Annotated in this window: 13 protein-coding genes; 7 read left to right on the top strand and 6 right to left on the bottom strand. The window is 72.3% G+C overall.

What is annotated here, in order from left to right; genetic code table 11:
• The first annotated feature begins 116 nt into the window (after positions 1-116).
• The 4 genes from AC0NZQ_RS11330 to AC0NZQ_RS11315 are packed head-to-tail and all read left to right on the top strand — an operon-like array spanning position 117 to position 5111.
• The gene (locus AC0NZQ_RS11330; RefSeq protein ID WP_474529935.1) at positions 117-1253 is read left to right on the top strand and encodes an acyltransferase family protein; all 1137 of its coding nucleotides are present in this window, start codon (positions 117-119) and stop codon (positions 1251-1253) included.
• Between the two features lie 59 nt (positions 1254-1312).
• A complete protein-coding gene (locus AC0NZQ_RS11325) occupies positions 1313-2536 on the top strand; it encodes a hypothetical protein (protein ID WP_474529934.1) in 1224 nt (407 codons plus the stop codon).
• Entirely contained in the window at positions 2533-4347 is a 1815-nt protein-coding gene (locus AC0NZQ_RS11320; RefSeq protein ID WP_474529933.1) for a DUF4012 domain-containing protein, read from the top strand. Before AC0NZQ_RS11325 ends, AC0NZQ_RS11320 begins: the two co-directional genes overlap by 4 nt.
• The gene (locus tag AC0NZQ_RS11315; RefSeq protein WP_474529932.1) at positions 4344-5111 is read left to right on the top strand and encodes a CDP-alcohol phosphatidyltransferase family protein; all 768 of its coding nucleotides are present in this window, start codon (positions 4344-4346) and stop codon (positions 5109-5111) included. Before AC0NZQ_RS11320 ends, AC0NZQ_RS11315 begins: the two co-directional genes overlap by 4 nt.
• 13 nt (positions 5112-5124) lie before the next feature.
• On the opposite strand, the gene AC0NZQ_RS11310 is transcribed toward AC0NZQ_RS11315, so the two are convergent.
• From AC0NZQ_RS11310 to AC0NZQ_RS11300, 3 genes are all read right to left on the bottom strand, one after another.
• The gene (locus AC0NZQ_RS11310) at positions 5125-6210 is read right to left on the bottom strand and encodes a glycosyltransferase (protein ID WP_474529931.1); all 1086 of its coding nucleotides are present in this window, start codon (positions 6208-6210) and stop codon (positions 5125-5127) included.
• A 37-nt stretch (positions 6211-6247) separates the two neighbouring features.
• Positions 6248-6673: an FAD synthase family protein gene (locus tag AC0NZQ_RS11305; protein WP_474529930.1), complete on the bottom strand. Its 426-nt coding sequence runs from the start codon at positions 6671-6673 to the stop codon at positions 6248-6250.
• 115 nt (positions 6674-6788) lie between these two features.
• Positions 6789-7400 (bottom strand): hypothetical protein, encoded by a 612-nt coding sequence (locus AC0NZQ_RS11300; protein ID WP_474529929.1) that lies wholly within the window; start codon positions 7398-7400, stop codon positions 6789-6791.
• A gap of 127 nt (positions 7401-7527) precedes the next feature.
• Here AC0NZQ_RS11300 and AC0NZQ_RS11295 point away from each other — a divergent pair, with 127 nt between their 5' ends.
• A complete protein-coding gene (locus AC0NZQ_RS11295; protein ID WP_474529927.1) occupies positions 7528-8721 on the top strand; it encodes a glycosyltransferase in 1194 nt (397 codons plus the stop codon).
• A 27-nt stretch (positions 8722-8748) separates the two neighbouring features.
• Here AC0NZQ_RS11295 and AC0NZQ_RS11290 read toward each other — a convergent pair whose 3' ends face one another.
• Positions 8749-9735, bottom strand: coding sequence for a glycosyltransferase family 2 protein (locus AC0NZQ_RS11290; protein WP_474529926.1), 987 nt, complete (start codon positions 9733-9735; stop codon positions 8749-8751).
• Here AC0NZQ_RS11290 and AC0NZQ_RS11285 point away from each other — a divergent pair.
• Positions 9659-10369, top strand: a complete 711-nt coding sequence (locus tag AC0NZQ_RS11285) for an arsenate reductase/protein-tyrosine-phosphatase family protein (RefSeq protein WP_474529925.1) — start codon at positions 9659-9661, stop codon at positions 10367-10369. The genes AC0NZQ_RS11290 and AC0NZQ_RS11285 overlap by 77 nt on opposite strands.
• Here the strand turns inward: AC0NZQ_RS11285 and AC0NZQ_RS11280 are convergent.
• The gene (locus AC0NZQ_RS11280) at positions 10329-12527 is read right to left on the bottom strand and encodes a polysaccharide biosynthesis tyrosine autokinase (RefSeq protein WP_474529924.1); all 2199 of its coding nucleotides are present in this window, start codon (positions 12525-12527) and stop codon (positions 10329-10331) included. The two genes, AC0NZQ_RS11285 and AC0NZQ_RS11280, sit on opposite strands and share 41 nt — an antisense overlap.
• 182 nt (positions 12528-12709) lie before the next feature.
• On the opposite strand from AC0NZQ_RS11280, the gene AC0NZQ_RS11275 reads away from it, so the two are divergent.
• On the top strand, positions 12710-14308 hold the full coding sequence (locus AC0NZQ_RS11275; RefSeq protein WP_474529923.1) for a glycosyltransferase family 39 protein: 1599 nt from the start codon (positions 12710-12712) through the stop codon (positions 14306-14308).
• Positions 14309-14310: 2 nt separating this feature from the next.
• Here AC0NZQ_RS11275 and AC0NZQ_RS11270 read toward each other — a convergent pair whose 3' ends face one another.
• On the bottom strand, positions 14311-17220 hold the full coding sequence (locus AC0NZQ_RS11270; RefSeq protein ID WP_474529922.1) for a right-handed parallel beta-helix repeat-containing protein: 2910 nt from the start codon (positions 17218-17220) through the stop codon (positions 14311-14313).
• Between the last annotated feature and the right edge of the window lie 70 nt (positions 17221-17290).

Here is a 17290-nt window from a genome sequence, read left to right as displayed (position 1 = left end):
CGTCGGTGCGGGCCCGGCGTCTCGGGCTCGCACGACCTGCCGGCAGGACCGGTCGCTGCCGCCTGCCCACAGCCGGCGGCCGATACAGTAATCGCGTCCGAGAGGGGTGGAGCCTGGTGAGCGCACGAGGCGATACCGAGATGGAGAGCGCCGCCGGCCACATCTCCCCGGCGATCTACCCGGGCGGCAAGGTTGCCGCCTTCGACGGGCTTCGCGGCGTGGCGATCGCCCTGGTGGTCACGCATCACCTGCTGCCCAACAACACCCTCGAGGGTGGCGTCGAGATCTTTCTCGTCCTCAGCGGCTACCTGATCACCACCATCCTGCTGCGCGAGCGCGCCAAGACCGGTTCTATCCGCTATGGCCGCTTCCTCTACCGGCGATTCCTGCGGCTCTACCCCGGTCTCGTCGTCGTCACCGCCGTGGTCGCCGTCGGCCTGGTCGCCACCGGCCTCGCCGGGTTCGCGCTACGGCAGACCGCGTACGCGCTGACGTACACCTTCGACCTGATGATCTCGATCTTCCACGTGAACATCGGGCCGCTCGGTCACACCTGGTCGCTGTCGCTGGAGCAGCAGTTCTATCTCACCTGGCCGTTGGTCGTGCTCTTCCTCGGCCGGTTCGGCAAGGCGACCCGCCTGGTCGTCATGAGCGTGGTGGCGCTGCTCGGCGTCCTCGGCCAGATCGTGCTCTTCGTCGACTACGACAACTTCGGTCCCGGTGCGCGCATCGGCGCGGCTCTGCTCGGCTGCCTGCTAGCCTTCGGCCTGGACTACCGCCGGGTTCGGCTCTCCCCGATCTTCCTGCTCGTCGCCGCGGCGGCCTTCGCCGCGATGAGCGTGCTGGTCGACGGCACGGAGACACTGGGACACATCTGGGTGCATCCCGTCGCCTCGATCATCGGCGTGACCGTCGTCTGGGTCCTCGCCACCGCGCACGACCGGAACGTCGGATTCCTCACCCACCGGGCCGTCATCCATCTCGGGCTGATGTCCTACGGCGTCTTTCTCTGGCACTTCCCGCTGATCTTCTTCCTCAAGCGAGAGGGCGTCACGGGATGGGCGGCGGCGGCCGTCGTCGTGCCGGCTGCGTTGATCCTCGCCGAGCTGAGCCGTCGCTACGTCGAGAATCCCTTCCTGCGCCTCAAGGACCGCGGCCCCCGCGCCGCACGGCGCGGCGCAGTCGAGCAGCCCGGCAGCGCCGCGACGCCCACCCGGACCGCCGTCGGCGTCCCCGCCGAGCCGGGACGGTGACCGACGGCGTGGCGGTAGTCCGGCCGCTTCCCGCGGCGACGACCGCGGGCAGCCGGCCCGTGACCGGCGCTGCCATGCGGCAGGTCGAGCAGATCATCTTCGCCGGGTTGATCTTCGCCCTCGGCGTCCGGGACCTGCTCCCCCGCGGCGAGATGATCGTGCTCGCGCTCTGCCTGCTGGCGGCCCCGCTCTGGCTCCCCACCCTGGTGGCCACGCGCTGGGGCAAGGTCATCACGCTGACCACCCTTGCGGCCATCGCGTCGGGCATCGTCCTCAGTTCGGTCAACTCCGTCGATCATCAGGTCGACAACCGGCTGGCACTCGCCGCGGGCGTCACCATCGGGCTGCTGCTCGCCGCGGCCGGCGTGATCGCGCACGCCACCACCGTGATGTCGGTACGGAGCCTGGGTTTGTGCCTGGGCCTCGGGCTGCTGGCCGACGGGCTCGTCAATCCCGGCACGCTCGGCGCGATGAACCCGCTCAAGTTCGCCGTGCTGGTGCCGTTGGCCGTGATCGCCTTCGCCCTGGTCTACGGCCGGCCGGCGGTGGTCCAGCTCGTGGTCCTCCTGGCCCTGGCAGCGACCGGCATCATCGCCGACGCTCGCGCCTTCTTCGGCACCGCCATCGTGGCGGCCACCATCGTGCTGTGGCAGATCGTCCGCGCCCGCCGTCCGCAGCGGGTGTGGGCCGTGACCGCGGTCTTCATCGTCGGTCTGGTGCTCGCCATCTACAACCTGGCGACGATCCTGCTGATCAACGGCTACCTCGGCTCCTACGTGCAGCAGCGCTCGTCCGAGCAGGTCGAGACCTCGGGCTCGATCCTGCTGGGCGGTCGCCCGGAGCTGAGCGCGACGGCAGCCCTGCTGCGCCACGACATCACCGGCTTCGGCTTCGGCGTCATCGCCAACGGTGAGGACGTGGCCGTCGCCAAGGCAGGCATGGCGAGCATCAACTACGACCCGGACAACGGCTACGTCAACCGCTTCATGTTCGGGTCGGCCGTCGAGCTGCACTCCGTCCTCGGTGACCTGTGGGCCTCCTGCGGTATCGCCGGGCTCGTGCTGGTGGGGGTGCTGCTCGTCTTCGCCTTCACCCACGTCGCCCGTCTCGCCGCGGCGCGACGACATGACGTGCTGCTGGTCTTCTTCAGCGTCTGGGCGCTGTGGAACCTGCTCTTCAGCCCCTTCCCCTCGGCCGTCACCGTCCTCTTCCTCACCATCGGGCTGCTGCTGTCGCCCACCGTGGGGCTCTCCGTCCCGGCGACCGCCAGGCCCCGACGATGAGCGACGAGTCGGCCGCCGGGACCGCCGGGGAGGCGCCGGAGTCAGCCGGGAAGCAGCCGGGTGGCCATCGCGTCCTGACCCTGGCCGGGCTGGGGCTGTTCGGCCTGGTCCTGCTCGGCCTCGCGTGGGTCGTCGTCACCGGACTGCTGGCCCGCTCGCACCTGAACGAGGCCCGCGGCGAGATCGGCGCGCTCCGCAAGGCCGTCACCAGCGGCGATCTCGCCCGGGTCGACCGCCTGGTGCGCGAGATCGGCGACAACGCCGACTCCGCCCACAGCCTCACCAGCGGACCGGCATGGTGGGTCGCCGCCAACATCCCGGTCGCCGGCACGCCGCTGCGGACCGGACGCACCCTCGCGCTGCAGGCCTCCCGCCTCGGCAACGACGTCCTGCCCGCGATCGTCAAGCTCGGCCGGGCGGCGCCCGAGGGCGCGGCCCGCGGGCTCGGCGGTATCGATCTGCGCGCGGTCCAGCGGCTGGCGCCCGAGCTCGACCGCGCCGTCGCCACCGCCGACGACGCCTCGGACGCCGTCGCCGCATCGCAGGACTCCTGGCTGCCCCTGGTCGCCGACGGACGCCGGTCGGTGCTGCACGAGTTGCAGCGGCTCTCCGGCGAGCTCGACGGCGCCGACCGGGCCGCGACGATCCTGCCCACGATGCTCGGCTCGGACGCACCCCAGCGCTACTTCGTCGGCTTCCTCAACGAGGCGGAGGCTCGCGGCGGCGGCGGCATCCCCGGCGCCTTCGCCATCGTCACCGCCGACCGTGGTCGCATCAGCTTCGAACGCTTCGGCACCGACACCGATCTGACCAAGGTCCGCGCCAAGGTCCAGCTGGGACGCGAGCTCGAGGCGCTCTACGGCGACGACGACCCGACGGGCGTCCTGCCCAACTCCAACCTCAGCCCGGACTTCAGCGTCGCCGCGCGGATCTGGGCAGGAATGTGGCAGGCGAAGACCGGGGAGCGGATCGACGGCGCCCTCGCCGTCGATCCCACCGCGCTCGGCTACCTGCTCGACGTCACCGGGCCGGCCCGCCTCCCCGACGGCAGTCCGGTCAGCGGCGGCGACATCGTCGGCATCACCCAGAAGCGCCAGTACGCCCTCTTCACCGGTACCTCGGCGCGCGAGACCGCCGAGCGCAAGGCGTACCTGATCTCGATCGCGAAGGCCGTCTCGTCACGGCTGCTCAGCAGCACGGCATCGCCGGCCAAGCTCATCCGCGCGCTGTCGCGAGCAGCCGGTGAACGACGCCTGACGGTCTGGAGCGCCGACACCCGGATCGAACGTCAGCTGCAGGACGCCCGGTGGGCCGGCGCGATCGGCAACGACGTCCCTGCGCCCTACAGCGGCTTCGTCGTCAACAACGCCGCCGGCAGCAAGCTGGACTACTACCTGCGCCGGACGATGACCTATCGACGGACCGACTGTGCCGCCGGCGGGCGCGCCACCGCCAGCTTCGCCCTCACCAACACCGCGCCCCGCTCCGGGCTACCCCCCTACGTCACGATCCGGGCCGACGACGCCGCCGCCGGCACCCGTCCCGGCGACAACCGCCTGCTGGTGACCTACTACGCCGACCGCAGCGCCGACATCATCTCGATGACGGTGGACGGCGCGAAGGTGCCGCTGGTGGTGCTCCCCGAGGGCACCACCAACACCGCCACCACCACCGTCGAGCTGCCCGTGGGACGGACCGTCACCGTGTCGGTGACGGTCTCGGAGCCGAAGGCTCGCGGCACCGTGACGGTGCTGCGACAGCCCGGCGTGACGCCGCTCCGGGTCGATCTCGACGGGGACAGGTGCCGATGAGCCCCAGCCGTGAATCCCGGGCCGACGTGGTGGCTCGCCTCGCGCAAGCGCAGAAGAGCAACCGCGGTGCGGCCGGCTACTCGCGATGGGTCAATCGGCCGCTGGGACGGCAGTTCGCCGCCCTCGCCTATCTGGCCGGGCTCAGCCCGAACCAGGTGAGCATGCTCAGCGCTGCCTGCACCTATGCCGCCATCGTCCTGGTGGCGACGGTGACCCCGAGCTGGACCGTGAGCATTGTCGTGGCCCTGCTCCTCGTCATCGGCTACGCCCTGGACTCGGCCGACGGGCAGGTGGCGCGGCTGCAGCGCTCCGGCTCGCCGGCCGGCGAGTGGCTCGACCACGTGCTGGACGCCGTCAAGCTGGCGACCTTCCACCTCGCGGTGGCGATCTGCTGGTTCCGGTTCTTCGACCTCGACCGGCCCGCCTGGCTCCTGGTGCCCCTCGGCTTCTCGGCGGTGGCCACCGTCTTCTTCTTCGCTCTGCTGCTGGCGGACATGCTGCGCCGTATCGAGCGGCAGCGAGGGGGCGGATCGGACGTCACCACGGCGAGCGTGGACCCGAACGAGGCCGCGCCGGTGCTGCGGTCGCTGATCGTGCTGCCGAACGACTACGGCGTGCTCTGCCTGGTCATGGTGCTGCTGGCCGCGCAGAGCGCCTTCATCGCCGTCTACACGCTGCTCTTCGCCGCCAACGTCCTCTTCCTGGTGGCCGGTCTGGTCCGCTGGTTCCGGGAGATGCGCGGGTTGGCCGCGGCGCGCGGCTGATCCCCACCGACCGTCAGGACGTCACCGCGCGGCGCCACTGCTCGCCGTAGCGAGCGACGGTGAAGCGCTCGAGATAGGTGCGTCGCGCGGCGGCGCCGGCACGCGTCACCGCGGCACGGTCCAGCTCGGCGAGGATCGCGGCGAGGGCGTCAGTGTCCTGCGGCGGGAAGGTCCAGCCGTCGCTGCCGTGGGTCACGATCTCGGCCAGTCCACCGGCGGCCGAGGCGATCACCGGACGTGCCCGGGCGAAGGCCTCGATGGCCACGAGGCCGAAGGGCTCGGGCGCGTCCGAGGGCATCACCACCACGTCGGCCCGTTGCAGCCAGGACGAGGGGTCCGCGACCTCCCCGACGATCTCGACGGAGGCGGGATCGTCCAGCCCCGCCCGCAGCCCGATCACGTCCACCGACTCGCCGCTGGCCGGGGCCGCCCCGAGGACGAGCAGCCGGCCGGGACAGCCGGCGCGCTGCCAGGCGGCGAAGAGGGTGCGGTGCCCCTTCCAGCCGTTCCACCGGCTCGCGATCAGATACGTCAAGGGTCCGCTGCGGCCCTCGAGCGGCTCGATCTCCGCCGGCTCGGCGGTGGCGTTGACGACCGTGACGCAGCGCGGCTGCAGCCGTGGCGGCAGCGCGGCCGCCACGGCGTCGGAGATGGCGACGAGCCGATCGCAGCGTGCCGCGAAGGGGGTGAGCACCAGGGAGTCCGAGCGGGACCACAGCTCCTGCACGTGTCCCACGACGCGCCGCACCCGGGCACGGCGGGCCGAGACCACGGCGAGGTAGGTGGCGCTGGTGGTGCAGTAGACGACGTCCGGATGCAGCGAGCGGAGCACGCGGGTCAGCGTGCGCACCCGACCCAGCAGTCGGGCGAGTTCGCGCGGGGTGCGGTAGGCCCGACGCAGCACGGGGAGATCCACGTGCCGAGCCTCGTGACCGCGGCGTTCGAGCTCCTCGCAGAGTGGGGCGGCGCCGTGGGCCAGATCGGTGGGGAGCAGGACGGTGGCGCGCCACCCCGCCGGCAGCATCGTCACCAGCTCCAGCACGATCCGGTCGGCGCCGTAGAGCTCGTCCGAGGAGTGGACGAAGACGACGTGCGTCACCGACCACAGCCTCCGTCGGCGGGGCGACGCCCGAACATCAGGAGGATGCGGCGAGCCGGTTGCTCAGCACCTGCCGCAGCATCGTGCTCGAGGTGTGCACCGTGTACGGCAGGTAGACCACCTCGACGCCGACCGTGGCGAAGTCGGCCTCGAGCTTGTCGCCCTTGGCCGTGCCACGCCAGTCGTCGCCCTTGACGATGACGTCGAAACGCAGCCGCTCCCACATCTCGAGCTTCTCGGCGACATCCTCGAGGACGGCCTCGTCGACGTAGCGGATGCCGCCGACGATCTCGAGGCGCTCCGCCTCCGGCACGATCGGCACTCGACCCTTGGCCAGCGAGGCGCGCTCGTCGCTGACGACGCCGGCGATCAGCCGGTCGCAGGCCAGCCGCGCATTGCGCAGGATGTTGAGATGCCCGACATGGAACATGTCGTAGACGCCGGGTACGTACCCGACGCGCATGCGTGATTCAGCTGCAGCCACTGTTGTCCCCCGACTGACCCGATCATGACGACCGGGCCACAGCGTGCTCGAAATTCCCCCGATTACCGGGGTGACGATACCAGCTTCACGGCGGCTAAACCGAACCCTGCCACAACACGACCGGCGCGGTGGGGGCGTAGCCGAACTCGATCCGCACCGTGCTGCGCTGGCTGGTGCCGAGCGTGAAGGTGTACGACCCGCTGGCGCTCCGGCCGGCGGCCAGGCGCGTGCCGAAGGGTTTGGACGGCGAGCCGCTGATGGTGCCGGCCGGCGTCCGGGCCGCGCCGTAGTAGAGGTTGACCACCGGTTCCAACGCCACTGCCCGACGGGAGTCGTTGCGCAGGCTGATCGTGACCAGCACCGCCGGCCCGCCGATCTCGCCCGGCAGGTCGGCCTTGGCGTCGACCGCGCGCACGCTGCTGATGCGCGCCGTGACACCCCGTCCCACGGCGACCGGGGAGGAGATCGGCACCGGCGCCTTCGTCGTCGCCGTCCCGGAGGGGACGGTGGCCGTCGGTGCGGGGGTCGGCTTGCCGGAGCCCGACGACGGGCTCGCCGAGGAGGTGTCGCCCGAGGATGTCGCCGAACTCGGCGCGGGGCCGGAGCTGCCGGTCCCCGACCCCGAGCTCGTGCAGGCGGCCATCGACACCACGGTCACGGCGGTGAGGGCGAGGGCGGCGAGGCCCCGACGGCCGGCGATGGTCATCGGCCGATCCTAGAGCGCGCTGTCGGAGCGGCTGCACGTCGTCACGCCACGGCGTGGGACGGGACGGGGGTTCAGTACCCTTCGGTCACCGCCGCAGACCCGCGGCCGCAGCCGAAGGGACCCAGCGGTGGAGAAGACGGGCGGGCGCCGGCTGCGCGTGCTGGTCAGCGCCTACGCCTGCGGCCCGGGCGACGAGTCCGAGGCCAATGCGGGGTGGGCCTTCGCCAGCGCCGCCGCGCGCGACCACGACGTCCGGCTGGTCACCCGGCAGCGGTTCCGTCCGGCGGTCGAGGCGGCCCTGGCCGCCGATCCCGCGCTGGCGCGGCACCTGCGCGTCCACTACCTCGAGCTGTCGCCGCGGTTGCAGCGATGGAAGAAGCGGCCACGCGACGTCTACTGGTACTACGCGCTCTGGCAGCGCGAGCTGGGCCGCTGGGCGCGTGAACAGCACCGTGCCGAGCCCTTCGACGTGCTCCATCACGTCACCTTCGCCTCCGACTGGCTTCCCAGCGGCCTGCGCGGGCTGGCCGGTGAGGTCCCGCTGGTCTGGGGCCCGGTCGGCGGGACCACGTACCTGCCCTGGTCGATGTCGTCGTGGTTCGATCGCCGCGACCTGCTCAAGGAAGTCCTGCGCGGCGTCGCCACCCGCCTGGTGCGCCGTGTCTGCGCCGACCCCGTCGCGCGGCGTGCCGCCCTCGTGGTGGCGCAGAACGCCGACGTCGCGCGGCGCTTCGCCGGTGCGCGACGCGTCGTCGTCGAGGCCAATGCCGCGCTGGCGGAGGCGGAGCCGAGGTCCGCGACGGCTGGCCGTCTGCCCCGCCGCGCCGTCTTCGTCGGCCGTCTCATCGGCTGGAAGGGACCTCGCATCGCGGTCGAGGTGCTGGCCCGTCCGGCTGCGGCGCAGTGGTCCCTGGACATCTACGGCTCGGGTCCCGAGCGCGCCGCCGTCGAGGCTCTCGTCGCCGAGCGGGGACTGGGTGACCGGGTCCGCCTCATGGGGCAGCGGCCGCGCGAGGAGATCCTCGCCGCCTATCGGGACGCCGACGCGCTGCTCTTCCCCTCGCTGCACGACTCCGCGGGCTGGGCGGTGGCCGAGGCCAGCGCAGCCGGCTGCCCCGTGGTCTGCCTGGACCTCGGCGGTCCGCCGCTGCTCGCCGCCGAGAACGGGATCGTCGTGGCGCCCGGACGCGAGGCCGTCGCCGACCTCGCCGACGCGCTGTCCCGCGTCCCCGCCGACGGCGGCCGGCCCAGCACCCGCTGGCTCGCCACCCGGCTCCCGGACCTCGTCGCCGCCTGGTACGCCGAGGCCGCCGGGCGCTGACCTGCCGGGGCCGGCGCTGCTCGGCCTTCAGCGGCGGTACTCGCGGTGGACATGTCCCGCAACGCCGGAGACCATGCCGGTGCCGCGGGCGACGCGCTGAGCGCCGTGCGCCTGCCGCCGCACGTCGCGCCGGATCAAGCCGGCGAGGAGCAGGACGAGCCCGGTCACCAGGCGCGCGAGCCCGCCGAGCAGCGCCCGGCCCCGGATGGCCACCCGCTCCGCGCGGCCGGGATCGAGCGCGAGCGCCACCCGGACGTCGGTGACACCGTGGCTGAAGACGCGTCGCAGCATCCACCGACGGGTCATCCGGTCGCGGGCGGGGTGGTCGTCGACGACGGCCTCGTCGCACCACACCAGGCGCGCGCCGCCGGCCGCGAGGCTCTGGGTGAAGAGCGTGTCCTCCCCGCCACTCTCGGCGAAGCGCTCGTCGAAGCGGAGCCCGAGCCGGCGGACGGTGGTCATGTCGAGCAGGACGTTGTTGGTGGCGGCGGTGTCGATGGGATCGCCCGTGGCCAGCCCGTCGCGGTGCCGCCGATCGAGGAAGCCACCGTCGACGATCCAGCTGTCGGTGCCTTCGGGGAAGACCGTGATGGTGCGACCGGCGACGGCGTCGGCGGCGAAGGTGTCGGCGGCGTCGACGAGAGCGGCGAGCCACCCCGGACGAGGCCGCTCGTCGTCGTCGAGGAAGGCGATGCGATCGCGGTCCTGGCCCTCGTCGAGCACCCGGTTGCGCGCCGCGGCGATGCCCGGCCGCGCCTCGACGACGTAGCGCAGCGTGACCGCTGGCCCGTGCTGCTGCCGCCACCGCGCCACGGCCGCGGCGACGACATCGCGGGCCGACGCGGCCGGATCGTTGTCGACGACGAGAACCTCGGCATCTCCGCCGCGGGCCAGGATCGAGGCCGCTTCGTCCAGGAGCAGCGGCACCAGCGCGGCGATGTCGTCCGGCCGGCGATACGTCAGGACCGCGGCGGTGACACTCCCGCCATGGAGTCGCTGTGCGGGGTCAGCCACGGCCGGAACCGGCCGTAAAATGAGCAGGCGCAAGGCTACGGGGGCAGAGGTAACAGTGGCGTCGATTCTCTTCGTGTGTACGGCAAATCAGTGCCGGTCGGTCATGGCCGAGCATCTGCTGCGGCAACGTCTCGAGACCGCCGGCGTGGCGTGGGAGGTCTCGTCGGCCGGCACCCGCGCCGTCCCCGGCACCGTGCCGCAGCCGCTCGCGGTCGAGACGCTCGCCTCCCACGGCATCAGCGTCGAGCCCACCTGGCGTTCGCGACGGGTCACCGCCGACCTGGTGGACGACGCCGACCTGGTGCTGACAGCGACCCACCACCATGTCGCGGACGTGCTCCGCCAGAACCCGCGAGCCTCCAAGCGGACCTTTGCCCTGCTGCAGTTCGCCCGCCTGCTGCAGGTGATGGGCGACGACGACGGTGCCCGTCACCCGAGTGAACTGGTCGTGATGGCCGCCCGCGGACGGCTCGGCGTGCAGCCCCGGGCGCGGTCGCTCGACGACATCGGCGACCCCATCGGGGCGCCGGCCAGCGAGTACCGCCGCTGCTCCGAGGTGATCGACGAGGCCCTCGCCGCCATGTCTCGCCGCATCAGCGTCGTCGACCGGACCCGCTCTTCGAGCGTCTACTAGCCTGCTGCCGCCGGGCCCCCGGCGGCGGCTTGGAGTAGCTCCCGCCCCGGCTGGACGACGCCGTCGACGTCTCCTCGGCGGAGGCGTTGACGGAGGCGTCGGCGACGGCCTCGCCGGACGTCTCCTCGCCCGCGTCGAGGGCGGGCAGCGCGGAATCCTCGGAAGGGGCGGTCGGCTCGGCTGCCGCTGTCGAATCGTCGGTCGCGCCGACGGCCTCGGCCTCACCCACCTCGCTGGCTCCGTCGGGGTGCGCGACCGCATCGGGCTCCGTCACAACCTGCAACTCCGGTTCCGCAGCATCCTCGGACTCGACGACCGGGAGCGCACCGTCGGCAGAATCGGCGGCCGAATCCTCGGCCGGGGAGTCCGCGGTGGTCGGCGTGACGTCATCGCCAGCGCCGATCTCGTCGGCGGCGGCGTGCATCCCGGGGCCGTCGCCGGGCACCCGGCGGACCCGCTTGCGCCGCACCCGTCCCGACTGCGTAGCGGTCCCGGCGAGGCCGTCGACACCGGCAGCGCCGTCGAGCACCTCGGGCTCGTCGTCCACCGCGGGAACGCCGGTCGGGTCGTCCGCGATCGGGCCCGAGGCGACGGCCGGTACGGCGTCGTCCTCGGCGGCGGGCTCGTCCTCGGTGGCGGCGTGGCGCCCCCCGCCGGGCTGGCGTTCGGGCCCGCGCCGTCCGCGACTGCGCCGTTCCCGGACCGCCACCGCTCCCGCCGCGTCCGGCTCCGTGGCCGACGGCGACCACTCCGGCTCCGAGACGGCGGCCGTCGCCGGCACCGCCTCGTCGTCGGTGACGAGGCCCGCGGTGTCGTCGCGGTAGTACTCGTCGTAGCTGCCGCCGTACTGGCGGGCCTGACGCTTGGGGATCATGTTGAGCGCGAACCCGACGATGGGCGCATTGACCGCCTCCAGGCTCCGGCAGGTGGTCGTGAGCTGGACCCGGCTCACCTTGCCGTGCCGGACGACGATGAGCACCGCGTCGGAGAGTCGAGCGAGCAGGGCGGCGTCGGTGACCGGCAGCATCGGCGGCGTGTCGATGACGACGATGTCGAACCGGCTCCGCAGCTCGGCGACGAGGGCTGCCATCCGCGCGCTCCCCACCATGGCGGCGGCGTTGGGCGGGGTGGGCCCGCTGGGGAGCACCTCGAGGCTCTCCCCGAACGGCTGCAGGACGTCGTCGAGCTCGACCTGGCCGGCGAGCACGTTGCTGAGCCCGACCGTCTGACCGATGCCGGTGTAGTCGGTGACCTTGGGTCGTCGCAGGTCGCCCTCGACGAGGACGACGCGGGTGTCGGTCTCGGCGAAGGCCAGGGCCAGGTTCGTCGCGGTGGTGGATTTGCCCTCGACGGCCGTCGAGGAGGTGACGACGATGACCCGCGGTGGCATGTCGACATCGACGAACTGCAGATTGGTCCGGATCTGCCGCATCGCCTCGGCTCGGGACGTCGCCGACTGTGCGCCGATGATGAGCGGGGAGTCCGACGTGCTCGGGTCGAAGGGGATGGTGCCGAGGATGGGCTTGCCGATGATGGCTTCGGCGTCGGAGACGGTGCGGACGTTGGTGTCGAAGAGCTCGCGCAGGGCGGCGATGATGATCCCGAGCACCAGGCCGGCGACGAAGCCCAGGCCGATGTTCAGCGACACCCGCGGCGAGATCTGGCCCGGCGCGTCCGGCCCTGAGAGCACGTCGATGACGACGGTCCGCGGGCTCTGGCCGCGATTGTCGAGCGTGTCCACCAGAGCCGGGAACTCGACGGCGACGGCCTTCGCGATGCGCAGCGCCCGTGGCTTGGAGGTGTCCTGGACCGTGGCGGTGACGGTGATGGTGTTCAGCGCCACCGAGCCGCTGATACGTCCGGTGAGATCCTGCGGGGAGAGGTCGAGGCCGGCCCGGGCGATCACCAGGCGCGCGAGACGGTCGCTCGACAGCACCTGGGGATACGAGTTTGCGCGCGCCTCCGCGAATTGCTGATCGGCGAACTGGCTCTGCGAGCTGTTGTTGCCCGGCGTGCTGACGTAGAAGGTGATCGTGGTCGCGTAGACGGGCGTGGCCTCGACGTTGCGGAGCACACCGGCACCCGAACCGAGCACCGCCAGCAGCAGAATGATCCACCAGCTCTTGCGCAGTGCGCGTAGGTAGGTCGTCAGCTGCACGTCGAGGGGACTCCTTGCCTTTGGCGACCGCTTCCGCTCGGGGTGACACCGGCTACGGACCTGACAGTGAAGTGTCGCACAGGACCGTAGGTGACGTGGTAGCGAAGCGGTGCTGCGTAGGCAACACTGACGGCCAACTCGCGGGGGTCGCGTCGGCCGCTGGCGACGACGAGGGGACGAGCATGACAGGCACCGCGCACCCGGCGGGCGAGACGCGCTCGCAGCCCTCGCCGCAATCTCCGGCCCACCCCGCACCACGCGGCCCGGCCCTCGGGCTCGGCCTGCTCTCGACCCTCGTCTGCCTGCTCGGCTCGTGGCACGTCTCCTTCTGGAAGGACGAGACCGACTCGTTGTCGGCCGTCTCCCGCGGGCCGGACGGGCTGTGGCGGCTGCTGCACCACATCGACGCCGTCCACGGCATCTACTACGCGACGCTCGAGGCGTGGACGGCGATCGCCGGACGCTCGGAGTTCGCGGCCCGACTGCCCAGCGCGGTCGCCTCCGGGGTGGCCACCGCCGGCGTCTTCGTCCTGGCCACCCGGCTGACGAGTCGCCGCGCGGCATGGTTCGCCGCGGTGGTCTTCCTCGTCCTGCCGCGCGTCACCTGGATGGGCATCGAGGCACGGCCGTTCGCCTACACCGCGGCACTCGGCGTCTGGTCGACCGTGCTCTTCGTCGACGCCTGCCGTGCGGAGCCGGCGGGCCGGCGCCGCTGGGTCGGCTACGGCCTGCTCAGCGCGCTGGGCGTCGCCGTGAACGTCTACGTCGCGCTGCTCGTGGTCTGCCATGGCGTTACCCTCCTCGTCGGACGACGACGCGGCCACGAGCTCCGAGGCTGGCTCGTCGCCGCCGTGGGCTCGGCGGTGCTCTCGTCGCCGATCGTCCTCGCCGCCCTCGGCCAGCGGGGTCAGCTCGGCGAGACCCGGCTCGGCCTCGGGCAGACCGTCCGCTCGGTCGTCATCAACCAGTGGTTCCTCGGCAACACCCCGAACCCCAGTGGCCAGCCCGGCGGTTCGCTGTCGGTCGACGGCCCCGGTGACCTGTGGCGCGTCGCCGGTCCGCTGCTCGCGCTGCTCGCCTGGCTGCTCGTCCTCGTCGCGGCGGTGCACCAGTGGCGGGAGCGGCGCCGGGACGTCACGGACCCGCTGCCGGTGCTGCTGCCGGCTCTGATCCTGCCGACGGTCGCGGTCGCCGGCTACTCGCTGGCGGTCAGCCCCATGTACAGCGCCCGCTACTTCTGCTTCACCGCCTTCGCCGTCGCGATCGGCGTCGGCATCGGCATCGACCAGCTCGGCCGGGCCTGGCTGCGTGCGGCGGCCCTGGCCGGCATCGTCGTGCTCGCCTTCCCGGTGTACGCCTCGCAGCGCACCGCCACCGGCAAGGGCTCGGACTGGGCGGCGGCGGCCGCCTACGTGGCCGGGCACAAGCGAGCCGGCCAGGGTGTCTACTTCGCACCCCGGTTCGCGCCCGCCGCCGGCGTCTCCACCGTCGGCAGCACCAGCCGCTACATCGCCACCGCCTACCCGAAGGCCTTCGACGGCCTCGTCGACATCACCCTGCTGCGCAGCGGCAAGCAGGACGACTCGCTGACGGGCACCTCCCGGCTGCTCTCTGCGTCGCAGTCCCGGCTGCGCCAGGTGGACGCGGTCTGGGTGCTGCGACGCCTCGACTATCCCGCCGCAGCAGCGCGCTCGGATGACGCGGTGCTGCGGCGGGCCGGCTTTCACGCCACCCGGTCGTGGTCGGGCTCGGTGGACCGGGTGGTCGAGTTCGTCCGGTGAGCTCAGCGCGGGAAGGCTCCCACCCAGCGGGTGCCGGTCGGCTGTCCCACCGCGGCGGCGACGTCGGCGGGCAGTGGCTCGCCTGACCCTCCCGTGGAGGCCGAGAAGGTCGTCCCGGCGGTGACCTGCGTGTTGCTCCAGTCCTTGCCGAGCGCGGCGTTCAGGGCTGCCGGCGTCTCGTACCGCTTGATCTTGCCGTCGGTGCCACCCCAGCCGACCATCGAGTCCGAGGACGCCGAGCCGCGGAAGTGGAAACGGTTGCCCATGATCGTGATGTTCATGTCATCGGCCGGGATGCCGGTCGTCCCGTCGAGGGCGTAGACCTGCAGGCCGTAGGGACCGCCGTTCCAGCCGAAGTCGTTGTTGTAGACCATGATGTTGCTGATGACCCACGGGCACTCGGGATCGGTGTAACCCGAGCTCGCGGCGCGCCGGCCGTCCTGCAGCATGAAGACCGAGCCGGTGCTGTTGCCACTCAACGAGTTGTTGAAGACCTTCACGTCGTTGCTGTCGAAGATGTAGACGCCGTGCGTCCCGCCTCGGACGATGTTGTCGGCGACCACGGCGAAGGCGGAGAGCTCGATCTCGATGCTGGGCGCGTTGCCACTGTTGAGCACCGTGTTGCCGACGATGGTCAGGTACTTGCTGGAGATGTCGAACCAGATGCCGTGAGCGTTGTTGGAGTCGCGGACGGTGTTGTTGCGAACGACCACGTTCTTGGACTGGACGATCTTCATCCCGGCCGCGGACGGTTCCTTGTTGAAGCGCTCGGTGTTGCTGTTGGTCACCAGCGAGTTCTGCACGACCGCGCCGTCGGCGAGGTAGCCGGTGATGCCGAGCATGCCGGCGCTGTCGACGGTGACGTGGTTGATGAAGACGTTCGCCTTGTAGAGCGACACCCCCTGGGTGGCCATGTCGCTGACGACGACGTTCTCGAGCTTGTCGCCGGCGCGGGCGAAGTAGATGGCCCCACCCTTGGGGAGCGCGTTGGCGTACCGCCGGAAGCCGATGCCGCGGATGGTGAAGTTGGTGGCGCCCACCGTGAAGGCGGTGGCGAGGTCGCTGCCGCGGACCTCGTGGCCTGTCGGGTCGGTGCCGATACGCAGCGTCCGGGCGTTGTAGTCGACGAAGAACGTCCCGGCGGTGACTTCGGCGGCCGAGCCGACCTGCCGCAGCTGCGCGCCGTCGACGAAGACCATGTCGGGCCACGCCGCCATGGGGTAGGCGGGGTTGACGAAGTTGCCCTTGTCGGATCCCGTGGTGAAGCTCGCAGAGTGGTCGAACTGGGCGTTCCACCCGTTCGCGACCCAGGTCGAGCCGTCCTGCACCCAGTTCGTGACCTGGCTGGAGCCGTCGAACCAGGCGGCCTCACCGGGGTAGTTCTGGAGGGTCACGCCGTTGGCGGCCGCACCCGCGCTCAACGACTCGTGGTACGTGCCGGCGCGCAGGACGATCGTCTGGGCGCTCGTCGCGCTCTTGAGCGCCGCCGCGACGGTCCGCTTCGGCGCCGAGAGAGTGCCGGGGTTGGCGTCGTTGCCGGAGCTGGACGAGACGTAGATGGCCGAGGCGGGCACCGGGTAGCTCGCCGATCCGACCGGCAGCGAACCCGCCGCCTGGTCGGCGGGCGCCGACGGTGTCGGGCTGGGCGCCGAAGTGGTCGGCGTGGGGGTCGGCGTCGGGGTCGGAGTGGGCGTGGGGGTCGGCGTCGGAGTGGGCGTAGGGGTCGGCGTGGGGGTCGGCGTGGGGGTCGGCGTGGGGGTCGGCGTGGGCGTCGGGGTCGGGGTCGGCGTCGGCGTCGGGGTCGGCGCCGGGGTGGTGACCTCCGGCGAGGTGGGCGTCGGGCTCGGTGCCGGCGTCGTCGGCTCCGGGGTCGGTGCCGACGTCGTCGGCTCGGGCGTCGGCGTGGGCTCGACCGTGGGGGTGGGAGCTGGCGTGGTCGGCTCCGGCGTCGGGGTCGGGGTGGTCGGGGCCGGCGTGGTGGGCTCCGGGGTAGGCGTCGGAGTCGGGGTGGGCGTCGGCGCGGGAGCGGTCGGCGTGGGAGTCGGGACCGGCTTGGTGGGAGAGGGCTTGGGGGTCGGCTTGCCCGGGACCGGCTTGCGGGGCGGGCGGACCGACGCCGGGGCGCGGTCGATGGTGCGCGTCCAGAGTCCGATGAGCCGAGCGATGGTGCCGGCGGAGCCACGCCAGAGCTGCTGCGCGACCGCGACCTTGCCCGCCGAGGCGATGCGACGGGAGCTCGCGTCGCTGGCCTTGATCTGCCAGCCGGGCGTCTTGGACATCGACGGCCAGGCCCGCGCTGCGACACGGACCGGGTTCGCGCCGATCACCGACAGCGAGATCCGCATGGAGCGGCCGACGATGAAGCGGCCGGGGATGTCCCGTCGCGCCAGGGTGACCGACTTGCCGCCGGCGGAGCGGCGCAGGGCGAGGTTGAGGCGACCGTTCCGGTCGATGCCCAGGACGGCGCGGTAACCGGCGCCGTCGGCCTGCCCGCGGGCGATCACGCTGTTGGAGATGCCCCAGCGGCCCTTGGGTCGCTGGGCGATCGCCAGACCGGCGTCGACCTGGACGTCGCGGGCCCGGACCGACGGCAGCGTGGCGACGGATCGACTCTGCCGCACCGTCACCGAGGCGCGGGCGTCCCGGCTGACCCGGTAGGGGTTGGCGCCGCGGTAGCTGACGACGTAGGCGCCTCCGCGCTCGGCGGTGCCGAGGCCGGAGCGCACGTTGCGGTCGAAGGAGTCCGAGACGATCATGCGGCCGGCGGCGGCCGCGTCGGCCGGGTCGGCGGCCACCAGCGTGAGGAGCGTCAGCATGGACGCCACGAGGGACAGCACGATGGCGGCGACGGCACCGAGGGTGAGGCGGGAGCGAACCGTCTCGGACTGCGGAGAGACAGCGGTGGTGGCCATGTCGGTCCTCGGAAATCTCGGACGATTCCCCAGATCGCGGTGGCGGCCCCCCGACCGCTGACGACGTTGC

This window comes from Jatrophihabitans sp. sgz311053, assembly GCF_056135305.1.
The sequence above is the reverse complement of the archived record's forward strand: the minus strand, read 5'-3'. Positions and strand labels throughout refer to the sequence as shown.